Raw genomic sequence first — 21,656 nt, 5'->3', positions numbered from 1 at the left:
CAGCCTAGACCCGGGCGCGGCTGTCCCCCCACGGGCTGCTCTGTCTCGTTCGTCGCGCCGTCAGGGCCGGGCGGCGTCCTCCCGCGCGATGCGCGCCCGGGTGCCGCCGTCCACCCCCGTGCCGGCCATGACGGGCGCGTGGATCGCGCCGGGGGTGGGCGGCGCCGGCGGCGGGTTCTCGATCTGCGCGCGGTGGATCAGGTTGCCCGCCATGCGCTCGGTGAAGACGGGCGCCAGATGGCTGCCGAGCACCGCCGCTTCCGCCTTCCAGCCCACGGCGAAGACGGGCCGGGGGTTCACGGACACCCAGACGATCGCGTCCGCCACCTCCTGCCCGTCATCCATCAGGAAGCCGCGGGGCGATCGGCCGGAATAGTTGCCCGCATGGTCCCAGAAGGGAGTGTCCGCGGCCCAGGGCAGCACGCTGACCACCCGCAGGCGGTCGTCCAGCCCGTTGAGCCTTAGTTCCTCGTTCAGCGCCGTGCCCAGCGCGAGGATGCCGGCCTTCGTCGCGGCGTAGCTCGCGTGATAGGCCAGCGGCACCCGCGCCTCGACCGAGGAGATGTTCACCAGCGTCCCGAAGCCCTGCGCGCGGAAGCGCCGCAGCGCCGCGTGGCTGCCGTGAATCGTGCCGTTGAGGTTCACCTGCACGACGCGCGCATGGTCAGTGAGCGGGATCTCCTCGAACCGGCCGATGGCGCCGACGGCGGCGTTGTTCACCCAGACGTCGATGTGGCCGAACCGCTCCTCCGCCGCGCGGGCGAGGCGTTCCACCTGATCGAGTTCGGCCACGTCGGTCGGCACCACCAGCGCCTGCCCGCCGCCGGCGCGGACGCGTCCCGCCACCTCCTCCAGCACCGCGCCGCGGCGCGCGGCGAGCACGACGTTCGCGCCCATGGACCCCAGCCGCTCCGCCACGCCGCGCCCGAAACCGGAGGAGGCGCCGGTGACGACATAGGTGCGGCCCGCGATCGCGCCGCGGTCGGAGTCGCGCAGCACCGGCGCACACGCCGTGACCAGGATCGCGAGGAGGGCGAGAGCGAGCGGGCGGGGCACCGGCGGCGATCCGGGCGGGCGTGCCGGATTAACCCCTCGGCGGACAGGCGGTTTGACTTGAGCGGCGCGGCGATTCGCCCGTGATCCGGCCACCGCGCGCGGTGAACCAACCCTGTCTGGCGCGCCGGCATTTCCGCCCGGTAGCATCGGCCGGATGCCGCGCCACGGGGCGAATGCCCCGACAGGCCCGGCGCGAGGGGGAACACGGCATGCACCGGCGCGGGATCATCGGGGCGGCGGGCGCCCTTCTCTCCCTCCCCGCGCGGGCGCAGGCGCCGCGCTGGTCGCCCAGCCGTCCCGTGCGGATCGTCGTCGGCGTGGCGCCGGGGGTGGGGACGATCGACCTGACCGCGCGCTCCGTCGCCGACCCGATGGCGGAGGTTCTGGGCCAGCCCGTGGTGGTCGAGAACCGCCCCGGCGCCGGCGGGATCATCGCGGTGGAGGCGGTGGCGCGGTCCCCCGCGGACGGGCACACCCTGCTGCTGGCCGGCGCGGACCAGATCGTCCACAGCTTCATCCTGGCGGACCGGCCGCCGATGGACCCGTTCCGCGACTTCACCCCGATCGCCCGCGCCACGCGGGATCACTGGATGGTGGTGGCGACGCCCGGCCTGGGCGTGGGGTCCCTGGCCGAACTGGCGGAGGCCGGGAAGCGGCGGCCGGGGGAGCTGACCTACGCCTCCTTCGGGGTGGGGACCTGGTTCCACATCCTGGGCGCGCGCCTGTCCCAGCGGCTGGGGTTCGAGGCGACGCATGTGCCGTATCGGGGCGACTACACCTCTGACCTGCTGTCGGCGCGCATCTCCTTCCTGGCGCAGCCGACGGCGTTGCTGATGCCGCATGTGCAGGCGGGGCGGCTGCGCGCGCTGGCCGTGCTGTCGCCGGAGCGGCTGCCGGCGCTGCCCGACGTGCCGACGATCCTCGAGGCGGGGTATCCCGACCTGTCCTTCAACATGGGGGTGGTCCTGTTCGCCCCGGGCGGGACCCCGGCGCCGATCGTGGCGCGGATCAGCGAGGCGTATGATCGGGCGGCGGCGAATCCGGCGGCGCGGGGGCGGTTGGCGGATCTGTCGTTGGAGTTGGTGGGCGGGGGTGTGGAGCAGGCACGGGATTATACGCGGTGGATGGTGGGGTATATTGATGAGGCACGGGAGAAGGTGTTAGGGGCTACTCGGTAAAGACGAGGCTGGTACATTTGCTCTTTGCCCACCTTAATCACTTTCCGTCCGTCTTTACGGTTTCGCAGAGAATACGAACTTCCGAGCGAAAAATCGTCGGCTCACAAGAAGCGGTAGATCGGGCAAGAAGGTAGTGAGAATATTTGAGGCTGATACCTTTCAAGTCGCCATCAAACTGCTTCCTGCACGCGTCTATTCAGATCCGATACAAAGCGAGTAGTTTCCAATACGAGTTCCAAGACATCATCATCTGTTAGATCAACCAACACGCCCTCCGCAGATCTGCCGTTTCGATGAACAATATCATGTCGGATCAGTATAGCTTTGTATATTTTGGCCAAGTCCCCTGGGAATTCTATTCCAAATACGGCCTCATAAATCTTCTGCACCTTGGGAAGGTTATGATATATAACTGAAGAAAGATAGTCTAAAATCCTCTGTCTTAACGCCTCATAAACAACAAAAATATCCTGCAAGGCATAAGTTTTAGATTTAAAGTCCGGGTTGTTTTCTAAAACCCGTCGGACGAGCAGATCATCTCTACTAACTGAGCTTATAAGCTTGTCCGACAAATATGTTTCCATAGCAGAAACAATATTTGCGTAAAGCATCCTATTTAGAAGTGCCCGGGCGCGCTGGCTATTCTGAGTCCCTACGAGTCCCTTTACACTCTCGATGGTAACCATAAACTGGCCTAAATGATTCGAACTACTCGATATAATAGAAAACAAATACTCGTTCGTCAGCGCCTCATCGAGGCCAGCCCTTAACATCCGATTATCATTTTGACAGCACAGGACTAGATTATCTAGATCAAATTTATCGCCCCCTTTTGAAATAGGGATAATGTGGTGCAGATCAAACGGGCCGTTTAGAGTGCCGCAGATAAAGCACTTCGCGCCATCCCTTTTTAGTATCGCTTCCTTGACTGCAGCCAGATTCGTGCGCCTACCTTTTATCATTCCCGTGCCGGACGCCTCGTAGTGATCCGTTAGTATGCAGTTTGCTCAAATACCTGTCGACCTGCGCAGGCTTTCTGTAAGTCGTAAGTAGCCTGGGAAGGCTCAACCTCGCCTGGGCACTCCCCCAGTCTGCCACTCGGGCGCGGGCATACTGCATTACGATAGGGTGCGCCGGCGCTTCGACGCGTCGCTTACGCGGCGCGATCCCTCGCTGGACAGTTCACCCCTCGCCGGACACAACCGGTCTCATGTCCGCTGCGACCATCACGCCCACCTCCCTCCCCCCCGACCGCGCCCGCACCCTCGCGGCCGAGTTCGGCCTCAAGGGCGACGAGTACGACCGCGTCCTCGCCATCCTCGGCCGCACCCCGTCGCTGACCGAACTCGGCATCTTCTCGGTCATGTGGAGCGAGCACTGCTCCTACAAGTCCAGCCGCGTCTGGCTGCGGGAACTGCCCACCAAGGCCCCCTGGGTCATCCACGGCCCGGGGGAGAACGCGGGCGTCATCGCTATCGGGGACGGTCTGGCCGCCATCTTCAAGATGGAGTCCCACAACCACCCCAGTTTCATCGAGCCCTATCAGGGCGCCGCCACCGGCGTCGGCGGCATCCTGCGGGACGTGTTCACCATGGGCGCCCGCCCCATCGCGAACCTCAACGCGCTGCGCTTCGGCTCCATGGAGAACCCGCGCACCCGCCGCATCGTGGATGGCGTGGTCCGCGGCATCGGCGGCTACGGCAACTGCGTCGGCGTCCCGACCGTGGGCGGGGAGGTGAACTTCCACCCGGCCTATGACGGCAACCCGCTGGTCAACGCCATGACCGTCGGCATCGCCCGCGCGGACCGCATCTTCCTCTCCGCCGCCGCCGGCGTGGGCAACCCCGTGGTCTATGTCGGCTCCAAGACGGGCCGGGACGGCATCCACGGCGCAACGATGGCTTCAGCGGAATTCTCCGAGGACGCGGAGGAGAAGCGCCCCACCGTCCAGATCGGCGACCCCTTCGCGGAGAAGCTGTTGATCGAGGCCTGCCTGGAGCTGATGGAGACGGACGCCATCGTCGCCATCCAGGATATGGGCGCCGCCGGCCTGACCTCATCGAGCGTGGAGATGGCCGGCAAGGGCGGCGTCGGCATCGAGCTGATCATGGACAATGTCCCTCAGCGCGAGGAGGGCATGACCGCCTACGAGATGATGCTGTCCGAGAGCCAGGAGCGGATGCTCATGGTCCTCAAGCCCGGGCAGGAGCACATCGCCCAGGCGATCTTCGAAAAGTGGGAGCTGGACTTCGCCGTTATCGGCCACCTGACGGACACGGGCCGCATCACCCTCCGCCACAAGGGCGTGCTGGAGGCGGACATTCCCCTCGCACCCCTGGAGTCGGAGGCCCCCCTCTACCGCCGCCCGACGGTCGAGACGCCGAAGCAGCCGGTGCTGGACGCGGCCTCCATTCCCGACCCCGTCGGCATCCCCGCCGCGCTGACGGCGCTGATCGCCTCCCCGGACCTGTGCTCCCGCCGCTGGATCTGGGACCAGTATGACAGCACGGTCGGCGGCCAGACCGTCCGCCGCCCCGGCGCCGCCGACGCCGCCATCGTGCGGCTGGAGGGGCTGAACCGGGCGCTGGCCATGACGACGGACGTCACCCCCCGCTACTGCGCCGCCGACCCGGAGGAGGGCGGCAAGCAGGCCGTCGCCGAGACCTGGCGCAACATCACCGCCACGGGCGCGAAGCCGCTTGCGATCACGGACAACATGAACTTCGGCAACCCGGAACGCCCGGAGATCATGGGCCAGTTCGCCGCCTGCATCCGCGGCATGAAGGCGGCCTGCGAGGCGCTGGACTACCCGGTCGTGTCCGGCAACGTCTCCCTCTACAACGAGACGCGCGGTGGGGTCGCAAACCCGAAGTCCATCCTCCCCACCCCCGCCATCGGCGGCGTCGGCGTGCTGGAGGATGCGCGGCAGGCCGTCGGCCTCGCCCCGGCGGAGGGCGCGACCCTGGTCCTGATCGGCGAGACGCGCGGCCATCTCGGCCAGTCCCTCTGGCTGCGGGAGATCGCGGGCCGGGAGGAGGGCGCGCCCCCGCCCGTGGACCTCGCGGCCGAGCGCCAGAACGGCGACTTCGTGCGGGAACACATCCTGGCCGGCCGCATCACCGCCTGCCACGACGTGGCCGATGGCGGCCTGCTGGTGGCCCTGGCGGAGATGGCCCTGGCCGCCGATCGCGGCCTGGGGCTGGAACCCGCGCCGGAGGGCCTCCCCGCCCATGCCTGGTGGTACGGGGAGGACCAGGGCCGCTACGTCTGCGCGACCGCAGCGCCGGACGACCTCCTCGCGGCGGCCCGGGCGGCCGGCCTCCCCGCCCGCAAGGTCGGGACCGTGGCCACGGCCAGCCGGAGGGCCTTGGCGCTGCCCGGCGAGCCCGCCATATCCCTGGACGCGCTGCGCGCCGCGCATGAGGGCACCCTGCCCGCCTTCATGCGGGACGCGTGACAGGGGGATTTTGACGATGGCGATGCCCGCCGCGGAGATCGAGGCCCTTATCAAGGCCGGGATTCCCGATGCCCGCGTGACGATCGAGGACCTGGCGGGGGATGGCGACCACTACGCCGCCACCGTCATCTCCGAGTCGTTCCGCGGCATCCCCCGCGTCCGCCAGCACCAGCTGGTCTACGCGGCCCTCCAGGGCCGCATGGGCGGCGCCCTGCACGCCCTCGCCCTCCAGACCTCCGCTCCCGACTGAAAGGCCCCACCATGTCCGAGACCGCCGTCCACCAGCAGATCCAGTCCGAGATCGAGAAGAACCCCGTCGTGCTCTTCATGAAGGGCACCCCGGTCTTCCCGCAATGCGGCTTCTCCGCGCGCGTGGTGCAGATCCTGTCCCACATGGGCGTGCCCTTCCACGGCGTGAACGTCCTGGCCGACCAGGGCATCCGCGAGGGGATCAAGGCCTTCTCCAACTGGCCGACCATCCCGCAGCTCTACGTGAAGGGCGAGTTCATCGGCGGCTGCGACATCGTCACCGAGATGTTCCAGTCCGGCGAGCTCTCCACCCTGCTGGACGAGAAGGGCGTCGCGCACCAAGCCGCGGCCTGATCCGGGCATCCTGACTCGGCTCGGGGGTTGAGTCCGACACCTGGCGCCCCGCCCCCGGCGGCCCGTCCTTCCTGGAAGATCGCGCTGGCCGTCACCCTGCTGATGCAGTCGGTGGCGGCCTTCATGTCGCAGTCCCTGCCGGTGCTCGCGCCGCTGCTGACGGGCTCGGCCGGGCTGGCGCCGGAGGCGGCGGGGCCGCTGCTGGCGCTTCAGACCGTCGGCAGCATGGCCTTCATGATCCTCGGCGCGCCGATCCTGGCGCGTCTCGGCCCGGTGCGGGCGCTGCAGGCGGGGACGGCGCTGACGGCCTTCGGCCTCGCGACCGTCGCGCTCGGCACCACGGGGGCGCTCTTCGTCGCGTCCTTCCTGATGGGCGTGGGCTATGGCCCGACCAACCCGGCGGGGAGCCGCATTCTCTCCGCCGCCTCCCCGGCTCGGCACCGATCGCTGATCTTCTCGATCAAGCAGGCGGGCGCGCCGCTCGGCGGCGTTCTGGCGGGGCTGGCGGTGGCGCCGCTCGCGGCGGCCGCGGGCTGGCCGATGGCGCTCGTCCTCGTCACCGCCCTGGCCCTGGTGGCCGTCCTCGTCATCCAGCCCGCCCGCCACGCGCTGGATGCGGAGCGCGACGCCGGGCGCCCCATCGGTCCCCGGCACCTGCTGGGCCGTCACAATCTCAGCCGCCCCTTTACGGCCCTGCGGCTGCACCCGGCGATGCTGCCGCTAACCGGCCTCGCCTGCTCCTTCGCGGTGGCGCAGGGATCGCTCCAGGCCTTCGTCGTAACCTGGCTGACCACCACCCGGGACCTGACGCTCGTGCAGGCCGGTGCGGTCTATGCGGCAATCCAGACGGGCAGCGTCGTCGCGCGCGTGGTGATGGGCTGGGCGGCGGACCGCTCCGGCCGGCCGGCGCTGACCCTCGTCTTCCAGGCGCTCACGGGGGCGGCCCTGGTCGCCGTCTTCGCCCTCATCCCGGCCGGAACCGACTATGGCGTGCTGCTCGCGGTGGGCGCCGTGACTGGCGCGCTGATTGCCGGCTGGAACGGCATCTACCAGTCGGAGATCGCCCGCCTTTCCCCGCCGGAGCGGATCGCCGAGGCCACCGCCGGCTCCACCACCCTCACCTTCGTCGGCTATTCCATGGCGCCGGTGCTCTATGCCGCCGTCGTCGCCGCGACGGGAAGCTGGCTCCTCCCGCAGCTCTTCACGGCGGTGCAGCTCGCGGTCGTGGCCCTGCTCGTCGGCCCGCGGCTGCGGCGGCTGACGACCTGATCGGTCAGGTTCGGGCCGGATACTTCATGTCGGCGGGGCCGTGCATGGCGAAGGCCGCGCACTGGTCGGCGATCGCCTTCCGGTAGGCCGGCCTCTCCAGGATGCGGTCCTGATAGGCCTGGAGCCTCGGGAACTCCTCCAGAAGGCCCATGGCCTGCGGGCCCTTCAGCACGGAGGCGACCATCAGGTCGGCGACCGTGAACTCCTCGCCGACGAGGAAGCGGCGGTCCCCGACCGCATGCTCCAGATCGCCCAGCCGCTGGCGGGCCATCTTCAGCGCGTCCGGACGGCGCCGCGCCTTCTCCTCCTCGTCCTTGGTAAAGTACTCGACGATGGCGAGCTGCATCAGGAACGGCTCCACCGAGTTCAGCGCCGCGAAGAGGTAGCTCAGCGCCAGGCCGCGCAGCCGCTCATCCGCCGGCAGCAGCTTGCCGCTCCGCAGCGCGACGTCGAGCACGATCGCTCCCGTCTCGAACATCGGAGGCCGCCCGTCCTCCTCCAGGACCGGCACCTGCCCGAAGGGCTGCATGGCCCGGTACGCCTCGGAGCGCTGGTCCTCGCTGTCGAGCAGCCGCACCTCGTAGGGCCAGCCCACCTCGTTCAGCACCCAGCGCACCCGGTGGTCGCGCACCTGCCCCTGCGCGAAGGGCGGAACCCATTTGAAGGCGGTGACCGTGATCATCGGTGCGTTCTACCCGTCCAGCTCGCGGTAGCGCCGGAAGATGCCGCTCTCGTTGAACGGCACGCGCCGACCGGAGGCGAGGTAGGCGGCGATGCGCGGCCGTGCCGCGACGCGGTCGTGCAGGGCGGACAACGCCGGCGTCTCCGCCCGCTTCGAGGCACGGGGAAAAGCGTAGCGGAGTCCCGCGATCGCCTGGAACAGCGACAGGTCGGCATAGGTGACGCGCCGGCCGGTCAGGTAGGGACCATCCCCCAGGATGCGGTCGAACCAGCCGTAGAACTTCGGGATGCGCTCCTTCCGGAACGCCTTCGCGCGCTTTGCCGCCTCCGGCTTCTGGTCCTCGTAATAGTCCGAAACGGAGATGGGGTGATGCGTGTCGTGCGCCTCAGCGACGAGGTCCGCGATGGTCAGCTGGATCTGGTTCACCCAGAGCCGGCCAGAGGCCGCCTTCGGCGCCAGCCCGAACTTCTCCCCGAGGTGGAGGAGGATATTGGCGGTCTGCCCGATCACCAGCCGCCCATCCTTCAGGAAGGGCGGCGCAAAGGCTGGGTGCCGCTGTGCCGGATCCTGCAAGGCCGCCATCAGCGCCTCCGCATCGCCCTCCAGCGCCACGTCGCGATACGGGACGCCCGCCTCCTCCAGCGCGAGGCGGACGAACTCGCCGCGGCCCTGCAGGCCGGGCCAGTAGTGCAGTTCGATCACGCCGCGACGCGCCTGCCCTGCCAGGCGGCCGCGGCCACCAGCACCAGCATCAGCGCCGCCGCCAGGGCCGCCGGGATGTTGAGCTGGTTCAGCCCGAGATTGGCCGCCACGATCCAGGCGAAGGCCCATCCCGCCCCGACCGCGAACCACGCCGACGCGCCGCGGATGATCGAGACGATGGCCGCCGCTGTGCCGCCCGCCGCCAGCAACAGAACCACCGCCGCGACGGTGGCCCCGAAGCCCGCGCTCTGCGTCACCCCGAGCGCGCGGGATGCCGCGGAGACGTTCGCGAAGGCCGCCGCCGTCAGCCAGCCCGCCATCAGACCGACCAGCGGCGCCACGATCCAGCGCGGCCCGATCCCCGGCTCCTCCGTCGCGTTGCGGCCGAGGAAGAGGGCCACCAGGGCGCAGGCAAGGGCCAGCAGCAGGATCAGCACCAGCCCGAACCCGATGGCGGAGGAGAGCTGCGCCACCGTCTGCCAGAGCGAGTTGAGGAGGAAGACGCCGATCAGCGGCCAGCCCGTGCGCCGCGCCAGGGCGCTGCCATGATTGGCCGGCAGGAACTGCCAGACGCCGTAGGCGACCGAGAGGGCGAAGAGCACCGCCCAGATGATGAAGGCGTATCCGGCCGGGATCACCGGGGTCCAGGACGCCGCCGTCACCTCCCCCACGCTCCGCCCGATCCCCACCCGGGACAGCAGCGAGGTCAGGATCTGCACGAAGGGCAGGACGAGGCACAGCACGCGGCGGAGCTGGTCGGACGGCATGGCGTGCCCTTTGAAATGCAGAAGCGGCCGGAGGGTATCCCCTCCGGCCGCCCGGGCAACGCCTGGAATGCTTCGCGGGTTACCGCGAGTAGAACTCGACCACGAGGTTCGGTTCCATCTGGACGGGGTAGGGCACGTCCGAGAGCTTCGGCGCGCGGAGGAAGGAGCCCTTCATCGCGCGGTGGTCGATCTGCAGGTACTCCGGCACGTCGCGCTCGGCGGACTGGGCGGAGTCGAGCACGGCGGTCAGGCCCTTCGACTTCTCCTTCACCTCGATGATGTCGCCGTCCCGGACGAGGTAGGAGGGGATGTTCACGCGCTTGCCGTTCACGGTGAGGTGGCCGTGGTTGACGAACTGGCGGGCCGCGAAGGGCGTCACCGCCAGCTTCATGCGGTAGACCACGCAGTCCAGCCGGCGCTCCAGCAGCTCGATCAGGTTCTCGGAGGTGTCGCCCTTCCGGCGCACGGCCTCGTCGTAATACTTGCGGAACTGCTTCTCGCCGATGTTGCCGTAGTAGCCCTTCAACTTCTGCTTCGCCATCAGCTGGATGCCGAAGTCGGTGGGCTTGTTCTTCCGGCGCTGGCCGTGCTGGCCGGGGCCATACTCGCGCTTGGCGATCGGGGACTTGGCGCGGCCCCACAGGTTCACGCCGAGGCGGCGGTTGATCTTGTACTTGCTTTCCGCGCGCTTCGTCATGCGGCGGGCTCCTTTCGCTGGTATCCGGGGTTCCGCCAAGCGGCCCGTGTGTTGTCCCGGTAGTCCGTCACGCCGCCGCCGAGTTCTCGATCGGGGGGGCGGGTGGGGCGGGCGCGGGCCATGAGCGGGGGTCTTCGCCCCCTCCGGCACGTCCACGTTCCCGGGAAGAGGCGCGCGGATAGGCCAGCGGGGCCGGCTTGTCAAACGGAAGCGCCCCCCATATCGCGGGCCCATGGGACTTCGCGAAGACATCCTCGTCCTCGGGCTGACGGCCGGGGTGGTGGGCAGCCTGGTGGGCGGGCTGATGCTCGGCGTCGGCCTCGGGCTGGCCGTGCAAGGGGCGCATGTCGGATGGCTCCTGGTCCTGCCCGCGGCCCCCATCTCCGGCGGGCTGGGCTACTGGCTGGCCCGGCGGCTGGTCACCCGGATGCGGGGCGAAGGTCAGCTCTGAGCCAACCTTCGCCGCGCCGGGCGTTGTCCCCACCGGACAGCACGGGAGACGCGGCATGGATCAGCCGGTGACGCTGCGGGAGCAGACGGCAAGCTTCGACGTGCGCCTGGGGCAGCATGTCTCGATGCGGGCGGAGGTCCGCGTGACGCCGGCCGGGCTGCTGGCGATCGGCGCCCTCGTCTCGGGCATCCTTCTCTCCGTCGCCCCGATCATCTGGTCCGCCCGCCGGCGGCCATACTGACACCGGCCCGGCCCGTGCCCATCCTCCGCGCGGCTTCGGAGGGCGCGGGATGGAAATGGTCGGTGATCCGGTCGGCGTGGTGGAGGTGGCGGTCGGCCCGCCGGTCGTCCTCGGCCCCGGGCCGAACGGGGAGCGGCGGGTCATCCCCATCAACGGCGGCCGCGTCACCGGCCCGCGGTTGGAGGGCGAGGTCCTGCCCGGTGGCGCCGACTTCCAGCTTATCCGCCCCGACGGAGTGGCGGAGATCGAGGCGCGCTACGTCATCCGCGCGGCCGACGGCGCCCTCGTCTACGTCGTGAACCGCGGCCTGCGCCACGCGGCGCCGGAGGACATGGACCGCCTGCTGCGCGGCGAGCCGGTGCCGCCGGAGCGCGTCTACTTCCGCACCGCCCCGGTCTTCGAGACGGCGGCGCCGGCCCTTGCCTGGCTCACGCGCAGCCTCTTCCTCGGCTACGGCGAACGAAGGCCGGACAGCGTGCGGATCCGGATCGTGGAAGTCTGAAAGGCCGGGGATCGGGCTCAGGCAGTGCCTTCGCCCCCTGCCCGCCTTCCATTCCTGTCAGGCTGCCGCGGAATGCACGGCAGGCGTCGCGTTACTCGATCGCGCGGAAGCCCGTCGCCCGTACCACCTCGGCCCAGCGCGCCGTCTCCGAGCGCATCCGGGCGCCGAAGGGCTCGCGGCCCTGGGCGGCGACACGGAAGCCGGCCTCCTGCATCCGCGCGCGCAGGGCCGGCGCAGCCAGCGCGCGCAGCACCGCCCCCTCCAGCGCCGCCTGCACCGGCGCGGGTGTCGCCGCCGGCGCGACGAGCCCGAACCAGGCATCGAAGGCCAGCGCGGGCTGGTTCACCTCGGACACGCTCGGCACGGCGGGCAGGAGTGGGGAGCGGGCCGGGCCGGTCACCAGCAGCGCCTTCAGCCGCCCCGCCGTCACGTGCGGCGCCACCAGCGCGACCGTGCCGAACATCCCCTGGACGTTGCCGTTCAGGATCGCCGCCATCGCGTCGCCGGTGGAGCGGAAATGCACCGCCTCGGACCGCAGCCCCGCCGCGTTCGCCAGGATCGCCGCGCCGAAATGGCCGGGCGTGCCGGCGCCGAAGGTGCCCATGAAGACCTGCGGCTGCGCCTTCGCCCAGGCGACGTAGCCCGCGAACTCGTCCGCGGGCACCGAGGCCGGCACGACGAAAGCGAAGTCCACCGCCGCCACCTCCGCGATCGGGGCGAAGTCGCGGGCGGGGTCGTAGGGGAGGCGGGCATAGGTGCTCGGCGCCATGGCGAGCTGCCCGACCTCTCCGAACAGGAGCGTCGTGCCGTCCGGGGCAGCGGTGCGTGCCACCTCCTGCGCCGCGATGGCACCGGCGGCGCCGGGCTTGTTGTCCACCACCACCCCGGCCGGGATGTGCTCGCGCAGCCCCTCGGCCAGGATGCGCCCGACCACGTCCGGCCCGCTGCCCGGCGGGAAGCCGAGGACCAGCCGCACCGGGCGGTCCGGCAGTTGGGCGCGGGCCGCGCCGGCGAAGGGAAGCAGCAGCCCCGCCGCGATGGCGGCCCGGCGGCGCAGGATCAAGGATGACATCGGACGGCCCCCGGCGGCTTCGGCCGCGTTGGCCGCGGCCGTGGTTGGTCGGCCGGCGAGATCGGCCTCAGCGCATTCAGGTGCATGCCCGTGCGGTGGCGGTCAACTTGCGTCCCCCTCGCCGCCCCCGGCCAGACGCTCGAGGGACGCGGCCATCGCCCGGCGCTCCGGGGCGGACAGATCCGCGGTGACGCGCCGCTCATGCGCGAGGACGAGAGGGCGGAGCCGGTGCAGCGTTGCCTCCCCCTCCCCCGTCGCCCAGAGGCCGAGGCTGCGGCGATCCGCCCCGCCGCGGCGCTCGAGCAGGTGCTGCGCCTCCAGACGGTCCAGCAGCGGCGCGGCACGGGACCGCCCATGGCCCATGGCGGCCGCCAGCCGCGCCGGGGCGATGCCGGGGTTCGCCGCGACGATGGCCAGCGCCGCCAGCAGCGGTGGGGTGAAGCCATGCGGCAGAAGCGCCGCCTCCAAGTCCCGGATGACGCGCAGATAGGCCCGCTTCAGCCCGTAGGAGACGGTGCCGGCCAGCAGGCCGAGGCCCGGCGCCTCCTCTTGATCGTTCAACGATTGAACCGTTTCCCTCATCCTGCCATCCTGCCGCCCGAGGGAAGGAACGGCCATGCGCGTCATCATCTCCGGCGGCGGGATCGGGGGGCTGACCCTCGCCCTCGCGCTTCATCAGGCCGGCATCGAGGCGGAGGTCCACGAGGCGGTCGCCGTCCCGAGGCCGCTCGGTGTCGGGATCAACCTCCTGCCCCACGCGGTTCGCGAACTGACGGAGCTCGGCCTCGGCGATCGCGTGCTGGCCGCCGGTGTCGCGACGCGGGAGCTGCTCTACGCCAACCGATACGGGGAGGAGGTGTGGCGCGAGGATCGCGGCCTGCACGCCGGCTACCGCTGGCCGCAGGTCTCGATCCACCGCGGCACCCTGTTCATGCTGCTGCTGGATGCCGCGCAGGAGCGGCTGGGGGATGCGGTCCACCTCGGCTCCCGCGGCGTCGCGGCGGAACCGGACGCGGCGGGCGCCACGCTGCGGCTCGAGGGCGGCGGCACGGCCCGCGGTGACGCGGTGGTGGCGGCGGACGGCATTCACAGCACCATCCGCGCCGCCTGGCACCCGGAGGAAGGACCGCCGCGCTGGAACGGCTGCATTCTCTGGCGCGCCGTGGCGGAGCACCCGGGCTACCTGACCGGCCGCACGATGGTCCAGGCCGGCACTAACAGCCACAAATTCGTCTGCTACCCCATCCGGGAGGCCGCGGCGGGCCGCCCCGTCCTAGTCAACTGGATCGCCGAGCGGCGTGTGGATCCCTCCATCCCCTGGGCCCGGGAGGACTGGAACCGGGAGGGGCGGATCGAGGACTTCCTGCCCTTCTTCGAGGCCTGGGACTGGCCCTGGCTCTCGGTACCCGGCCTCATCCGCGCCGCCCCTGCCGTCTGGGAGTTCCCGATGGTGGACCGCGACCCACTGCCCGAATGGACGCGCGGCCGCGTCACGCTGCTGGGGGATGCCGCCCACCCCATGTACCCGATCGGCTCCAACGGCGCGTCGCAGGGCATCCTGGACGCCCGCACCCTCGCTTTCCACCTCGCGACGGCGGGTGATGCGGAGGCCGGGCTGCGGGCCTACGAGGCCGCCCGCCGCCCCGCGACGAGCGCCCTGGTCGAGGCAACGCGCGGCACCGGCCCCGACCGCGTGCTCGACCTGGCCGAGGAGCGGGCGCCCGGCGGATTCGGACCCGCTGGCCGCGACGCCGTCCTGCCGCGGGACGAGCTCTCGGCCATCGCCGCCGCTTACAAGCGCGCCGCGGGATTCGACCCCGCGACGCTGAATGCCCGCCCCAGTCTCTCGGCGCGGCTGGGCGGCACCGGCTGAAACAGATCGCCCGGCCGGAGCGCGGGGCAGAACGGAAGGGGCCGAGACGCCCGTGGTTCCGGACTCTTCACGCTTCCTGCACGGGATTTTCGTTATAGTCGGAGCGAAGAGGACCTGATGCCCGACTCCATCTCCCCCTTCATGCCGTCCGACAGCCTCGCCGACCCCGCCCGCCCGGGCCACCTCCTCCTGAATCAGGAGGGGACGGTCCAGTCGCTGGATGCCCGCGCGGCCGCCCTGCTCGGGCTAGGCGGCGGGGATGCGGGAGGAGCCATCGCCGCCCTCCTCCGCCGGGCCGGCGCGGTTTCGACCGGCGGCGCTTGGCGGCTGCAGCAGGCGATCACGGGCGGGCTCGCCGGCACGCAGGCGGAACCGGTCCAACTCGGCGGCATGCGGGTGGAGTTCACCGCACTGCCGCCGGCCCATCTCCTCCTCTCCCTCGTGCCGGACGGTGCGACGGACACGCTCACCGGCCTCCCCGGGCGCGGGCAGCTGATGGCGCGGCTCGCGGAGCTGCTCGCCAGCGGCAGCAGCGCCGCCCTCCTCCTTCTCCGGATGAACCGGCTGGATTCGGTGGGCGACACGCTCGGCCAGGCCGCGATGGAGACGGTGCTGCGCCACGCGGCGGGGCGGTTGCAGGGGGCGCTGCGCGTCGGCGACATCGCCGCGCGGCTGCCCGGCCGCGGCTTCGCCGTGCTGCTCCAGGGCGCCGGCCCCTCGGCCGCGACGGCCCTGGCGGGCCGGCTGCTGGAGCTCATGGCCCGCCCCTTCGATGTCGGCGGCGCCGTGACCCACCTCAACGCCAGCATCGGCCTCGCCTACGCGCCGGAGGACGGCACGGCGGCGGAATCGCTGCTCCGCCGCGTCGCGATGGCCGGCCACGCGGCCAACCCGGGAAGCTGGCGGGCCTATGAGCGGGAGATGGAGGCCAGCGCGGAGGCCCGCCTCGTGCTGGAGGCCGAGCTGCGCCGCGCCGTGCCGCTGGGCCAGTTCGAGCTGCACTACCAGCCGCAGCAGACGCTGGAGACGGGCGCGCTGACGGGGTTCGAGGCGCTGCTGCGCTGGCGGCACCCGGATGTCGGCCTCGTCCCGCCCGGCGAGTTCATCCCGCTGGCGGAGGAGACCGGCCTGATCCTGCCGATCGGGGAATGGGTGATCCACCAGGCCTGCCGCGCCTCCGCTGCGTGGCCGGGGGACGGGCTGACCGTCGCCGTGAACGTCTCCCCGCGCCAAGTGGAGGAGCAGAAGCTGGCGGAGATCGTCTCCGCCGCCCTGCGCGCCTCCGGCCTCCCGGCCTCCCGCCTGGAGATCGAGGTGACGGAGACCGCGCTGCTCGGCGGCACGGATTCGGTGGAGGCGACCCTTGCCGCGCTGCGGCGGCTCGGCGTGCAGATCTCCCTCGACGATTTCGGGACGGGTTACTCCTCCCTCACCCAGCTTAGCCGCTTCCCCTTCGACCGGATCAAGATCGACCGCTCCTTCGTGTCGGACCATCCCCGCTCCAAGGCGATCCTGCGCGCGGTGGCGGGGATGGGCCGGGCCATGGGCATGCGGACCACGGCCGAGGGCGTGGAGACGGCGGAGCAGCTTCGGCGCATCCGCGCCCATGGCTGCACCGAGGCGCAGGGCTACCTGCTCGGCCGGCCCGTGCCGGAGCGGGAGGTGCCCGCGCTGATCCGGGAATGGCAGGCGCGCGCGCCGCAAGTTCTCGCCTGCGAAACCTTCTGAGGCGGCGGCGCCGACACAGCCGAACGGAGATCAGCCGGGGGCGAGTGCCCGCACCGCTGCCTCGCTGGCGGCCGCGACCGCGTCCCACCCCGCGCGGTTGTTCGGCAATTCGGGAAAAGTGAGCGGCGCGCCGATCCGCAGGTGCAGCGGCGCGGGCCGCGGCCAGCGCCTGTCGGGCGGCCAGGCGGCGTGTGCACCCTCCAGGTGGCAGGGCACCACGGGGATGTCGGTGCCGGCGACCAGCGCGCCGAGCCCGGGCTGGAAGGCGCTCATGGTGCCGTCGCGAGACCGCGTGCCCTCCGGGAAGAGGATGAAGACCAGCCGGTCCTCCGACAGGCGCTCGCGCAGCGTGCCGAGGTCCTTGCGGCTGGTGCGGCGACGCCAGACCGGCAGCGCCCCGACCGCGTAGGCCGCGAAGGCGGAAGACGCGGCACTGCCGAAGAAGTAGTCGCCGGCGGCCAGCGCGAAGCCGCGCCGCGCCGCCTCCCCGCGCAGCACCGCGGAGAGCGTCATGGCGTCCAGGTGGCTCGCGTGGTTCGCGATCAGGAGGTAGGGCGGCGCGGCGGGCAGGTTCTCCCTCCCCGTCACGCGCAGCCCGTGCGCGGCGCGCAGGTAGAGCCGCAGCATGCGCCGCCAGGCGCCACTCACCACCAAGCTGCCCAGCCCCCCTTCCCGGCCCTGGCTCCGGAGGCGATCGAGGGGCGAGAGGCCGAGGTCGCGCGCCGGGCGGAGGTCGAATTCCATCAGCCCGTGATCACCCGCGCCGAGGAGGTGTCCACCAGCCCGACGAAGTAATGAACGAGGTGGAACACCGCCGGCGCCACGAGCAGGAGAGAGTTGAAGCGATCCAGCACGCCGCCATGGCCCGGCAGGATCACGCCCATGTCCTTGATGCCGATGTCTCGCTTGATCGAGGAGAGCAGCAGGTCGCCGGCCTGCCCGCCGACGCTGACCAGCATCCCCATCAGGATCAGCCAGACCGGGTTGGCCAGCGGCGTGCCCCGGAAGATCGCGGCGCCGACGAGGGCGACGAGCGTCGTCGTCACCACCACCGCGCCGAGCGCGCCGGAGATCGTCTTGTTGGGCGAGGTGTTCGGCAGCAGCTTCGGCCCGCCGATCAGCTTGCCGCAGGTGAAGGCGGCGACATCGTTCAGCGCCACCGCCGTCAGCAGCAGCAGCACCAGCGGACGGTAGCCCGGGTCGTTCGCGATGTAGCCGAGATGCGCGAGGCCGGCGCCGAAGAGCATGAAGGCGAGGATCGCGAGCGCCACGCGCTGGATGTAGCCCGCGGGCCGGTCCAGCGGGATGGTCGCCACCGCGATCACGCAGGCCATCAGCGGCCAGAGGGCGACGAAGAAGCCATACCAGCGGTCCAGGGCCGCGAAGTTCACCGCCAGGATGCCGAGCACGACGACGGCGCTCAGCAGGTGTTCCCGGAACAGCCCGGTGGCGCGCGCGTATTCGCGGTAGCAGGCAATGCTCAGCAGCGTGACCGCGCCGATCGTCCATGCGCGCCCCAGCAGCACCGGAACCAGCATCATCGGCAGCAGGACGCACCAGGAGCCCCAGCGGAGCCAGAGCTCCCGCCGGAACTCCGGCTTGCCGCGGCCGGCCAGGGTGAGCCCGCCGATGATGAGGCCGGAGACCGCCAGCACGCCGAGCGAGGCGAGGATGATCCCGGCCGCGACGGGATGCTCGAAGGCCCGCGACCAGCCCTCGGGCGACTCGGGGCGGGTCATGCGCGGCCGCCGAGATGGCCGACCGTGCCGGCCAGCCGGCGGATGGCGGTGAGCAGGGATAGGGCGGCGATCGCCACCAGCGTCCAGAAGGCAAGGCGCAGCGACGCCTGCCAGGACCACGGCGCGACCGCGCCCCAGACCCCGAGCGCGGTGACGAGCGCCATGCGATGCTGCTTCGCCATCGGCCCGCGGAAGTCGCTCGGCGCACCGGCCGCCTTGCCGACGGCGCGGACATAGGCGGTGGCCATGGCCGCCAGCGCCGCGACCGCGCCCAGGGCCGGCGATCCCGCGGCCACACCGAGTCCGAGCAGCACCGCCGTGTCGGACACGCGGTCCGGCACCTCGTTCCAGAGTTCGCCGAGCGGGGAGGCGACGCCGCGGCCGACCGCTACCATCCCGTCCAGCAGGTTCGCGAGCAGCCGCAACTGCACGAGAAGCGCGCCGAGCAGCCAGAGCGGCCGCGCGGCATCCGGCCACCAGACCGTGCCGGCGAAGGCGAGCCCGGCCAGCACGCCGCAGGCCATTCCCCCGGCGGAGATGGCATCGGGCGAGGCGCGGCGGGCGATCAGCCAGCCGGCGAGGCGGCCGGTGACGGGGAGGTCTCGCGCGGCGATCGGGCGGCGGTCGCCCGGGGCGACGCCGCCCGCCGCGCCAAGGGGCTGGATGTCCATCGGCGTCAGCATGCCATGCGATCGGCCGGCGGGGACATGGGCGGCGCGGTCGCGTGCGTCTCGCTCCCGCACGCCTCAGGCCGCCTCGGGCGGCTCCGCCGGGCGACCTCGCGTGGCGCGCCCGCGCGAGAGTTCCGTCACCACCCCGTGCAGCGTGCGCAGCTCCTGCTCCGTCACCTCGCCCCGCTGGAACAGGTGGCGGAGGTTACGGACCATGCCTGGCCGCTTCGGCAGGTTGTCGAGGAAGCCGCAGGCGTCCAGCTCCCCCACCAGCCGGGTCAGGAAGCCCTCCAGCTCGCCCTTGGTGGCGACCCGGGTCTCGTTCGTCATCAGCACGCGGGGCGGCGTGGGCTCGGCCGCCATCCACCACTCATAGGCCAGGATCATCACGGCCTGGGCGAGGTTCAGCGACATGTGCTGCGGGTTCAGGGGATAGCGCACGAGGGTATCGGCGCGCGCCATGTCCTCGTTCTCCAGCCCCGCGCGCTCCGGGCCGAAGAGGATCGCGGCGCGCAGGCCGCGGCCGTTGATCTCGCGCAGGTCCTCGGCCGCGGCACGGGCCGTGCGGACGGGGATGATGACGTGGCGCGGGCGCGGGCAGGTGGCGAAGACGCGGTGGCAGTCGGCCAGGGCCTCATCCACCGTGTCGTGGACGGTGGCCGCGTCCAGGATGCGGTCGGCGCCCGAAGCGGCCGGATAGGCATCCGGCTGCGGCCAGCCGTCCCGCGGCGCCACGATCCGCAGGTGGAACAGCCCGCCATTCGCCATGGCGCGCGCGGTGGTGCCGATGTTGCGCGCCATCTGCGGCCGCACCAGCACCACGATGGGGCTCTCGCCCGGCGGCGGCTCCAAGGCCGCGCCCCCTTCCCGTCCCGTCATGCGCCGCCCATGCGCCGGGCGGCGCGGCGGGGCAAGGGGTCAGCGCCCGAGTTCAGCGAGGGGGCAGGCGCCCCAGCATCGTCCGCATCTGGGCGATCTCCCGCTCCTGCGCGGCGATGATCTCGGCGGCCAGGCGCTTCACCTCGGGGTCGCTGCCGTGCTGCTGCACGGTGCGGGCCATGTCGATCGCGGCTTGGTGGTGCGGGATCATGCCGGCGACGAAATCGCGATCCGCGTTGCCGGTCGCGGGCGGCATGTCGCGCATCATGCGGTCCATCGCCTCCCGATAGGCGCGGCTCGCGGCGTTCTCGTTGGCCGCGGGCGCGGCGTGCGAATGGCCGGCGTGCTGGGCGGACGCCGGGGCGGCCGAGAGGGCGACCAGCAGGGCGGCGGCGAGGGGAAGTCTCATGGGGGGCCTCCGTGAAGGGGGCTCCCCGCTTCTCCGAAACCGGACATTCCGGTCAAGGGAAGGTTCGGTGCGCGGCGGCGCCGCGCCCCGGGTCGTGAAGCGTCAGCCGCGCCGCCAGGTGGTGGTGCCCTTGCCATCCTCCAGCACCACGCCGCGGGAGAGCAGGTCGGCGCGGATGCGGTCCGCCTCCGCCCAGTCCTTGCGCGCCCGCGCGGCGAGGCGGGCGGCGATGGCGGCCTCGATCTCCGCGTCGTCGCCCCCGCCCTTTCGCCAGACCTGCGGATCGGAGGAGAGCAGGCCGAGCACCTCCGCCGCCTCCCGCAGGGCGGCGCCGGCCTGACCGGGCTTCGGCTTCCAGCCCCGCCCGGCGCGCTCCAGCACCGCGGTCATGGAGCCGCCAACCTGGAGCACGTTCTCGATCGCGCGCAGGTCCCGCAGGCGCGCGACGGCCAGCGGCGTGTTCAGATCGTCCGCCAGAGGCTCGAGCACCCAGGCCACCATGTCGGCAACGACGGCGTCATCCGGCTCGGGCTTCGGCAGGTCGCGGACGAGCAGGGCGTAGTAGTCGTCCAGCTCCGCCCGCGCCTCCTCCAGCCGCTCCATCGAGAAGTCGACATTCGCCCGGTAGTGCGTGCGCAGCAGGAAGAGCCGGAACGCCTCGCCGGCCCAGGGGCCGTTCGTCAGGATGTCGCGGACGGTCAGGAAGTTGCCGAGCGACTTCGACATCTTCTCCCCGTTCACCAGCAGCATCCCGTTGTGCAGCCAGGTGCGGGCGAAGCGGCTGCCGGGGAAGGCGCAGCAAGACTGCGCCACCTCGTTCTCGTGGTGCGGGAAGAGCAGGTCGTGGCCGCCGCCGTGGAGGTCGAACTCCTCCCCCAGATGCTTCCAGGACATGGCGGAGCACTCGATGTGCCAGCCCGGCCGGCCGCGGCCCCAGGGGGATTCCCAGCCCGGCGTCTCGGCGTCAGAGGGCTTCCACAGCACGAAATCGCCGGGGTCACGCTTGTAGGGCGCCACCTCGATCCGCGCGCCGGCCAGCAGGTCGTCGGGCGAGCGGCCGGACAGGCGCCCGTACTCGGGATAGGAGGAGACGCTGAACAGGACATGCCCCGCCTCGGCATAGGCGTGGCCGCCCGCGACCAGCCGCTCGATGATCGCGATCATCTCCGGGATGCTCTCGGTCGCGCGCGGCTCCACGTCGGGCGGCAGGCAGTTCAGCGCGGCCATGTCGGCGTGGTAGTCGGCCGTGGTGCGGGCGGTGATGGAGGCGATCGGCTCCCCCGTCTCCCGCGCGCGCGCGTTGATCTTGTCCTCCACGTCCGTGATGTTCCGGACGTAGGTGACGTGCGGATAGATCCGGCGCAGCAGCCGCGCCAGCACGTCGAACACCACCGCCGGCCGCGCATTCCCGAGATGCGCGAGGTCGTACACCGTCGGCCCGCAGACATAGAGGCGGATATTCGACGCATCGAGCGGCACGAAGGCCTCGCGCCGGCGCGTGGCGGAGTTGTGGAATTGCAGCTCGGGGGTCATCGGGCGTCCTGGGGCACGCGGGCGGGCAGGTGGTGAGCGCTGCCGGTCGGCAGCGGGATGCGGCTCAGCGGCAGCAGGGGGCCCGGGTCATGGACGTCATGTAGGACAGGCCGGCGACGGGCTCAATGCACCGTCTGTGCCGGGCGG

At 71.4% G+C, this 21,656-nt stretch carries 24 protein-coding genes; 10 read left to right on the top strand and 14 right to left on the bottom strand.

Going from position 1 to position 21,656, the window contains the following annotated elements; genetic code table 11:
* Positions 1 to 60: 60 nt before the first annotated feature.
* Positions 61 to 1,056 carry an SDR family NAD(P)-dependent oxidoreductase gene (locus ACP6CK_RS26530; protein ID WP_426956335.1) on the bottom strand — a complete coding sequence of 332 codons (996 nt, stop codon included), beginning with the start codon at positions 1,054 to 1,056 and terminating at the stop codon, positions 61 to 63.
* A 209-nt stretch (positions 1,057 to 1,265) separates the two neighbouring features.
* On the opposite strand from ACP6CK_RS26530, the gene ACP6CK_RS26525 reads away from it, so the two are divergent.
* Positions 1,266 to 2,234: a Bug family tripartite tricarboxylate transporter substrate binding protein gene (locus ACP6CK_RS26525; RefSeq protein WP_426956334.1), complete on the top strand. Its 969-nt coding sequence runs from the start codon at positions 1,266 to 1,268 to the stop codon at positions 2,232 to 2,234.
* 170 nt (positions 2,235 to 2,404) lie between these two features.
* Here the strand turns inward: ACP6CK_RS26525 and ACP6CK_RS26520 are convergent, their stop codons facing one another.
* Positions 2,405 to 3,196, bottom strand: coding sequence for an HNH endonuclease (locus ACP6CK_RS26520; RefSeq protein ID WP_426956333.1), 792 nt, complete (start codon positions 3,194 to 3,196; stop codon positions 2,405 to 2,407).
* Positions 3,197 to 3,444: 248 nt separating this feature from the next.
* On the opposite strand from ACP6CK_RS26520, the gene purL reads away from it, so the two are divergent.
* The 4 genes from purL to ACP6CK_RS26500 are packed head-to-tail and all read left to right on the top strand — an operon-like array spanning position 3,445 to position 7,563.
* Positions 3,445 to 5,691: a phosphoribosylformylglycinamidine synthase subunit PurL gene (gene purL / locus ACP6CK_RS26515; protein ID WP_426956332.1), complete on the top strand. Its 2,247-nt coding sequence runs from the start codon at positions 3,445 to 3,447 to the stop codon at positions 5,689 to 5,691.
* A gap of 16 nt (positions 5,692 to 5,707) precedes the next feature.
* Positions 5,708 to 5,941 (top strand): BolA family protein, encoded by a 234-nt coding sequence (locus ACP6CK_RS26510; protein WP_426956331.1) that lies wholly within the window; start codon positions 5,708 to 5,710, stop codon positions 5,939 to 5,941.
* Positions 5,942 to 5,952: 11 nt separating this feature from the next.
* Positions 5,953 to 6,294, top strand: a complete 342-nt coding sequence (gene grxD, locus ACP6CK_RS26505; RefSeq protein ID WP_426956330.1) for a Grx4 family monothiol glutaredoxin — start codon at positions 5,953 to 5,955, stop codon at positions 6,292 to 6,294.
* 27 nt (positions 6,295 to 6,321) lie between these two features.
* Positions 6,322 to 7,563, top strand: coding sequence for an MFS transporter (locus ACP6CK_RS26500; RefSeq protein ID WP_426956329.1), 1,242 nt, complete (start codon positions 6,322 to 6,324; stop codon positions 7,561 to 7,563).
* Positions 7,564 to 7,567: 4 nt separating this feature from the next.
* On the opposite strand, the gene ACP6CK_RS26495 is transcribed toward ACP6CK_RS26500, so the two are convergent.
* From ACP6CK_RS26495 to rpsD, 4 genes are all read right to left on the bottom strand, one after another.
* Positions 7,568 to 8,245: a glutathione S-transferase family protein gene (locus tag ACP6CK_RS26495; RefSeq protein ID WP_426956328.1), complete on the bottom strand. Its 678-nt coding sequence runs from the start codon at positions 8,243 to 8,245 to the stop codon at positions 7,568 to 7,570.
* A 9-nt stretch (positions 8,246 to 8,254) separates the two neighbouring features.
* Positions 8,255 to 8,947: a glutathione S-transferase gene (locus ACP6CK_RS26490; RefSeq protein WP_426956327.1), complete on the bottom strand. Its 693-nt coding sequence runs from the start codon at positions 8,945 to 8,947 to the stop codon at positions 8,255 to 8,257.
* A complete protein-coding gene (locus ACP6CK_RS26485) occupies positions 8,944 to 9,714 on the bottom strand; it encodes a hypothetical protein (protein WP_426956326.1) in 771 nt (256 codons plus the stop codon). The genes ACP6CK_RS26490 and ACP6CK_RS26485 overlap by 4 nt, the downstream gene beginning before the upstream one ends.
* A 79-nt stretch (positions 9,715 to 9,793) precedes the next feature.
* Positions 9,794 to 10,411: a 30S ribosomal protein S4 gene (gene rpsD / locus ACP6CK_RS26480; RefSeq protein WP_426956325.1), complete on the bottom strand. Its 618-nt coding sequence runs from the start codon at positions 10,409 to 10,411 to the stop codon at positions 9,794 to 9,796.
* Positions 10,412 to 10,643: 232 nt separating this feature from the next.
* On the opposite strand from rpsD, the gene ACP6CK_RS26475 reads away from it, so the two are divergent.
* Genes ACP6CK_RS26475 through ACP6CK_RS26465 form a run of 3 tightly spaced genes read left to right on the top strand, consistent with a single transcriptional unit; the run spans position 10,644 to position 11,605 of the window.
* Positions 10,644 to 10,862 (top strand): hypothetical protein, encoded by a 219-nt coding sequence (locus ACP6CK_RS26475; RefSeq protein WP_426956324.1) that lies wholly within the window; start codon positions 10,644 to 10,646, stop codon positions 10,860 to 10,862.
* A gap of 55 nt (positions 10,863 to 10,917) precedes the next feature.
* Positions 10,918 to 11,103, top strand: coding sequence for a hypothetical protein (locus ACP6CK_RS26470; protein WP_426956323.1), 186 nt, complete (start codon positions 10,918 to 10,920; stop codon positions 11,101 to 11,103).
* 49 nt (positions 11,104 to 11,152) lie between these two features.
* Positions 11,153 to 11,605: a DUF3237 domain-containing protein gene (locus ACP6CK_RS26465; RefSeq protein ID WP_426956322.1), complete on the top strand. Its 453-nt coding sequence runs from the start codon at positions 11,153 to 11,155 to the stop codon at positions 11,603 to 11,605.
* Between the two features lie 91 nt (positions 11,606 to 11,696).
* Here ACP6CK_RS26465 and ACP6CK_RS26460 read toward each other — a convergent pair whose 3' ends face one another.
* Together ACP6CK_RS26460 and ACP6CK_RS26455 are read right to left on the bottom strand one after the other, a co-directional pair.
* A complete protein-coding gene (locus tag ACP6CK_RS26460) occupies positions 11,697 to 12,677 on the bottom strand; it encodes a Bug family tripartite tricarboxylate transporter substrate binding protein (protein ID WP_426956321.1) in 981 nt (326 codons plus the stop codon).
* A 102-nt stretch (positions 12,678 to 12,779) separates the two neighbouring features.
* Positions 12,780 to 13,238, bottom strand: a complete 459-nt coding sequence (locus ACP6CK_RS26455; RefSeq protein ID WP_426956320.1) for a MarR family winged helix-turn-helix transcriptional regulator — start codon at positions 13,236 to 13,238, stop codon at positions 12,780 to 12,782.
* 55 nt (positions 13,239 to 13,293) lie between these two features.
* Here ACP6CK_RS26455 and ACP6CK_RS26450 point away from each other — a divergent pair, with 55 nt between their 5' ends.
* Positions 13,294 to 14,550 (top strand): flavin-dependent oxidoreductase, encoded by a 1,257-nt coding sequence (locus ACP6CK_RS26450; RefSeq protein ID WP_426956319.1) that lies wholly within the window; start codon positions 13,294 to 13,296, stop codon positions 14,548 to 14,550.
* Between the two features lie 117 nt (positions 14,551 to 14,667).
* On the top strand, positions 14,668 to 16,278 hold the full coding sequence (locus ACP6CK_RS26445; RefSeq protein WP_426956318.1) for a putative bifunctional diguanylate cyclase/phosphodiesterase: 1,611 nt from the start codon (positions 14,668 to 14,670) through the stop codon (positions 16,276 to 16,278).
* Positions 16,279 to 16,308: 30 nt separating this feature from the next.
* Here the strand turns inward: ACP6CK_RS26445 and ACP6CK_RS26440 are convergent, their stop codons facing one another.
* From ACP6CK_RS26440 to cysS, 6 genes are all read right to left on the bottom strand, one after another.
* Positions 16,309 to 17,022, bottom strand: coding sequence for a lysophospholipid acyltransferase family protein (locus ACP6CK_RS26440; protein WP_426956317.1), 714 nt, complete (start codon positions 17,020 to 17,022; stop codon positions 16,309 to 16,311).
* Positions 17,022 to 18,017: a phosphatidate cytidylyltransferase gene (locus ACP6CK_RS26435; protein WP_426956316.1), complete on the bottom strand. Its 996-nt coding sequence runs from the start codon at positions 18,015 to 18,017 to the stop codon at positions 17,022 to 17,024. Before ACP6CK_RS26435 ends, ACP6CK_RS26440 begins: the two co-directional genes overlap by 1 nt.
* A complete protein-coding gene (locus ACP6CK_RS26430) occupies positions 18,014 to 18,760 on the bottom strand; it encodes a CDP-alcohol phosphatidyltransferase family protein (protein ID WP_426956315.1) in 747 nt (248 codons plus the stop codon). The genes ACP6CK_RS26435 and ACP6CK_RS26430 overlap by 4 nt, the downstream gene beginning before the upstream one ends.
* A gap of 3 nt (positions 18,761 to 18,763) precedes the next feature.
* A complete protein-coding gene (locus ACP6CK_RS26425; RefSeq protein WP_426956314.1) occupies positions 18,764 to 19,567 on the bottom strand; it encodes an RNA methyltransferase in 804 nt (267 codons plus the stop codon).
* 52 nt (positions 19,568 to 19,619) lie between these two features.
* Positions 19,620 to 19,976, bottom strand: a complete 357-nt coding sequence (gene copM / locus ACP6CK_RS26420) for a CopM family metallochaperone (RefSeq protein ID WP_426956313.1) — start codon at positions 19,974 to 19,976, stop codon at positions 19,620 to 19,622.
* Positions 19,977 to 20,078: 102 nt separating this feature from the next.
* Positions 20,079 to 21,509, bottom strand: coding sequence for a cysteine--tRNA ligase (gene cysS, locus ACP6CK_RS26415; RefSeq protein WP_426956312.1), 1,431 nt, complete (start codon positions 21,507 to 21,509; stop codon positions 20,079 to 20,081).
* Positions 21,510 to 21,656: the final 147 nt, after the last annotated feature.

Origin of the sequence: Muricoccus radiodurans, assembly GCF_050154705.1 — a bacterium.
Classification (GTDB): domain Bacteria; phylum Pseudomonadota; class Alphaproteobacteria; order Acetobacterales; family Acetobacteraceae; genus Roseomonas; species Roseomonas radiodurans.
The sequence above is the reverse complement of the archived record's forward strand: the minus strand, read 5'-3'. Positions and strand labels throughout refer to the sequence as shown.

What these genes read in the sequence shown, in the direction of transcription:
- ACP6CK_RS26450 (WP_426956319.1), top strand. Translation starts at nt 13,294, where the DNA reads ATGCGCGTCATCATCTCCGGCGGCGGGATCGGGGGGCTGACCCTCGCC.
- ACP6CK_RS26425 (WP_426956314.1), bottom strand. Translation starts at nt 19,567, where the DNA reads ATGACGGGACGGGAAGGGGGCGCGGCCTTGGAGCCGCCGCCGGGCGAG.
- ACP6CK_RS26475 (WP_426956324.1), top strand. Translation starts at nt 10,644, where the DNA reads ATGGGACTTCGCGAAGACATCCTCGTCCTCGGGCTGACGGCCGGGGTG.
- ACP6CK_RS26525 (WP_426956334.1), top strand. Translation starts at nt 1,266, where the DNA reads ATGCACCGGCGCGGGATCATCGGGGCGGCGGGCGCCCTTCTCTCCCTC.
- rpsD (WP_426956325.1), bottom strand. Translation starts at nt 10,411, where the DNA reads ATGACGAAGCGCGCGGAAAGCAAGTACAAGATCAACCGCCGCCTCGGC.
- ACP6CK_RS26445 (WP_426956318.1), top strand. Translation starts at nt 14,668, where the DNA reads ATGCCCGACTCCATCTCCCCCTTCATGCCGTCCGACAGCCTCGCCGAC.
- ACP6CK_RS26435 (WP_426956316.1), bottom strand. Translation starts at nt 18,017, where the DNA reads ATGACCCGCCCCGAGTCGCCCGAGGGCTGGTCGCGGGCCTTCGAGCAT.
- ACP6CK_RS26440 (WP_426956317.1), bottom strand. Translation starts at nt 17,022, where the DNA reads ATGGAATTCGACCTCCGCCCGGCGCGCGACCTCGGCCTCTCGCCCCTC.
- ACP6CK_RS26495 (WP_426956328.1), bottom strand. Translation starts at nt 8,245, where the DNA reads ATGATCACGGTCACCGCCTTCAAATGGGTTCCGCCCTTCGCGCAGGGG.
- ACP6CK_RS26520 (WP_426956333.1), bottom strand. Translation starts at nt 3,196, where the DNA reads ATGATAAAAGGTAGGCGCACGAATCTGGCTGCAGTCAAGGAAGCGATA.
- ACP6CK_RS26470 (WP_426956323.1), top strand. Translation starts at nt 10,918, where the DNA reads ATGGATCAGCCGGTGACGCTGCGGGAGCAGACGGCAAGCTTCGACGTG.
- ACP6CK_RS26465 (WP_426956322.1), top strand. Translation starts at nt 11,153, where the DNA reads ATGGAAATGGTCGGTGATCCGGTCGGCGTGGTGGAGGTGGCGGTCGGC.
- ACP6CK_RS26460 (WP_426956321.1), bottom strand. Translation starts at nt 12,677, where the DNA reads ATGTCATCCTTGATCCTGCGCCGCCGGGCCGCCATCGCGGCGGGGCTG.
- cysS (WP_426956312.1), bottom strand. Translation starts at nt 21,509, where the DNA reads ATGACCCCCGAGCTGCAATTCCACAACTCCGCCACGCGCCGGCGCGAG.
- ACP6CK_RS26510 (WP_426956331.1), top strand. Translation starts at nt 5,708, where the DNA reads ATGGCGATGCCCGCCGCGGAGATCGAGGCCCTTATCAAGGCCGGGATT.
- grxD (WP_426956330.1), top strand. Translation starts at nt 5,953, where the DNA reads ATGTCCGAGACCGCCGTCCACCAGCAGATCCAGTCCGAGATCGAGAAG.
- ACP6CK_RS26485 (WP_426956326.1), bottom strand. Translation starts at nt 9,714, where the DNA reads ATGCCGTCCGACCAGCTCCGCCGCGTGCTGTGCCTCGTCCTGCCCTTC.
- copM (WP_426956313.1), bottom strand. Translation starts at nt 19,976, where the DNA reads ATGAGACTTCCCCTCGCCGCCGCCCTGCTGGTCGCCCTCTCGGCCGCC.
- purL (WP_426956332.1), top strand. Translation starts at nt 3,445, where the DNA reads ATGTCCGCTGCGACCATCACGCCCACCTCCCTCCCCCCCGACCGCGCC.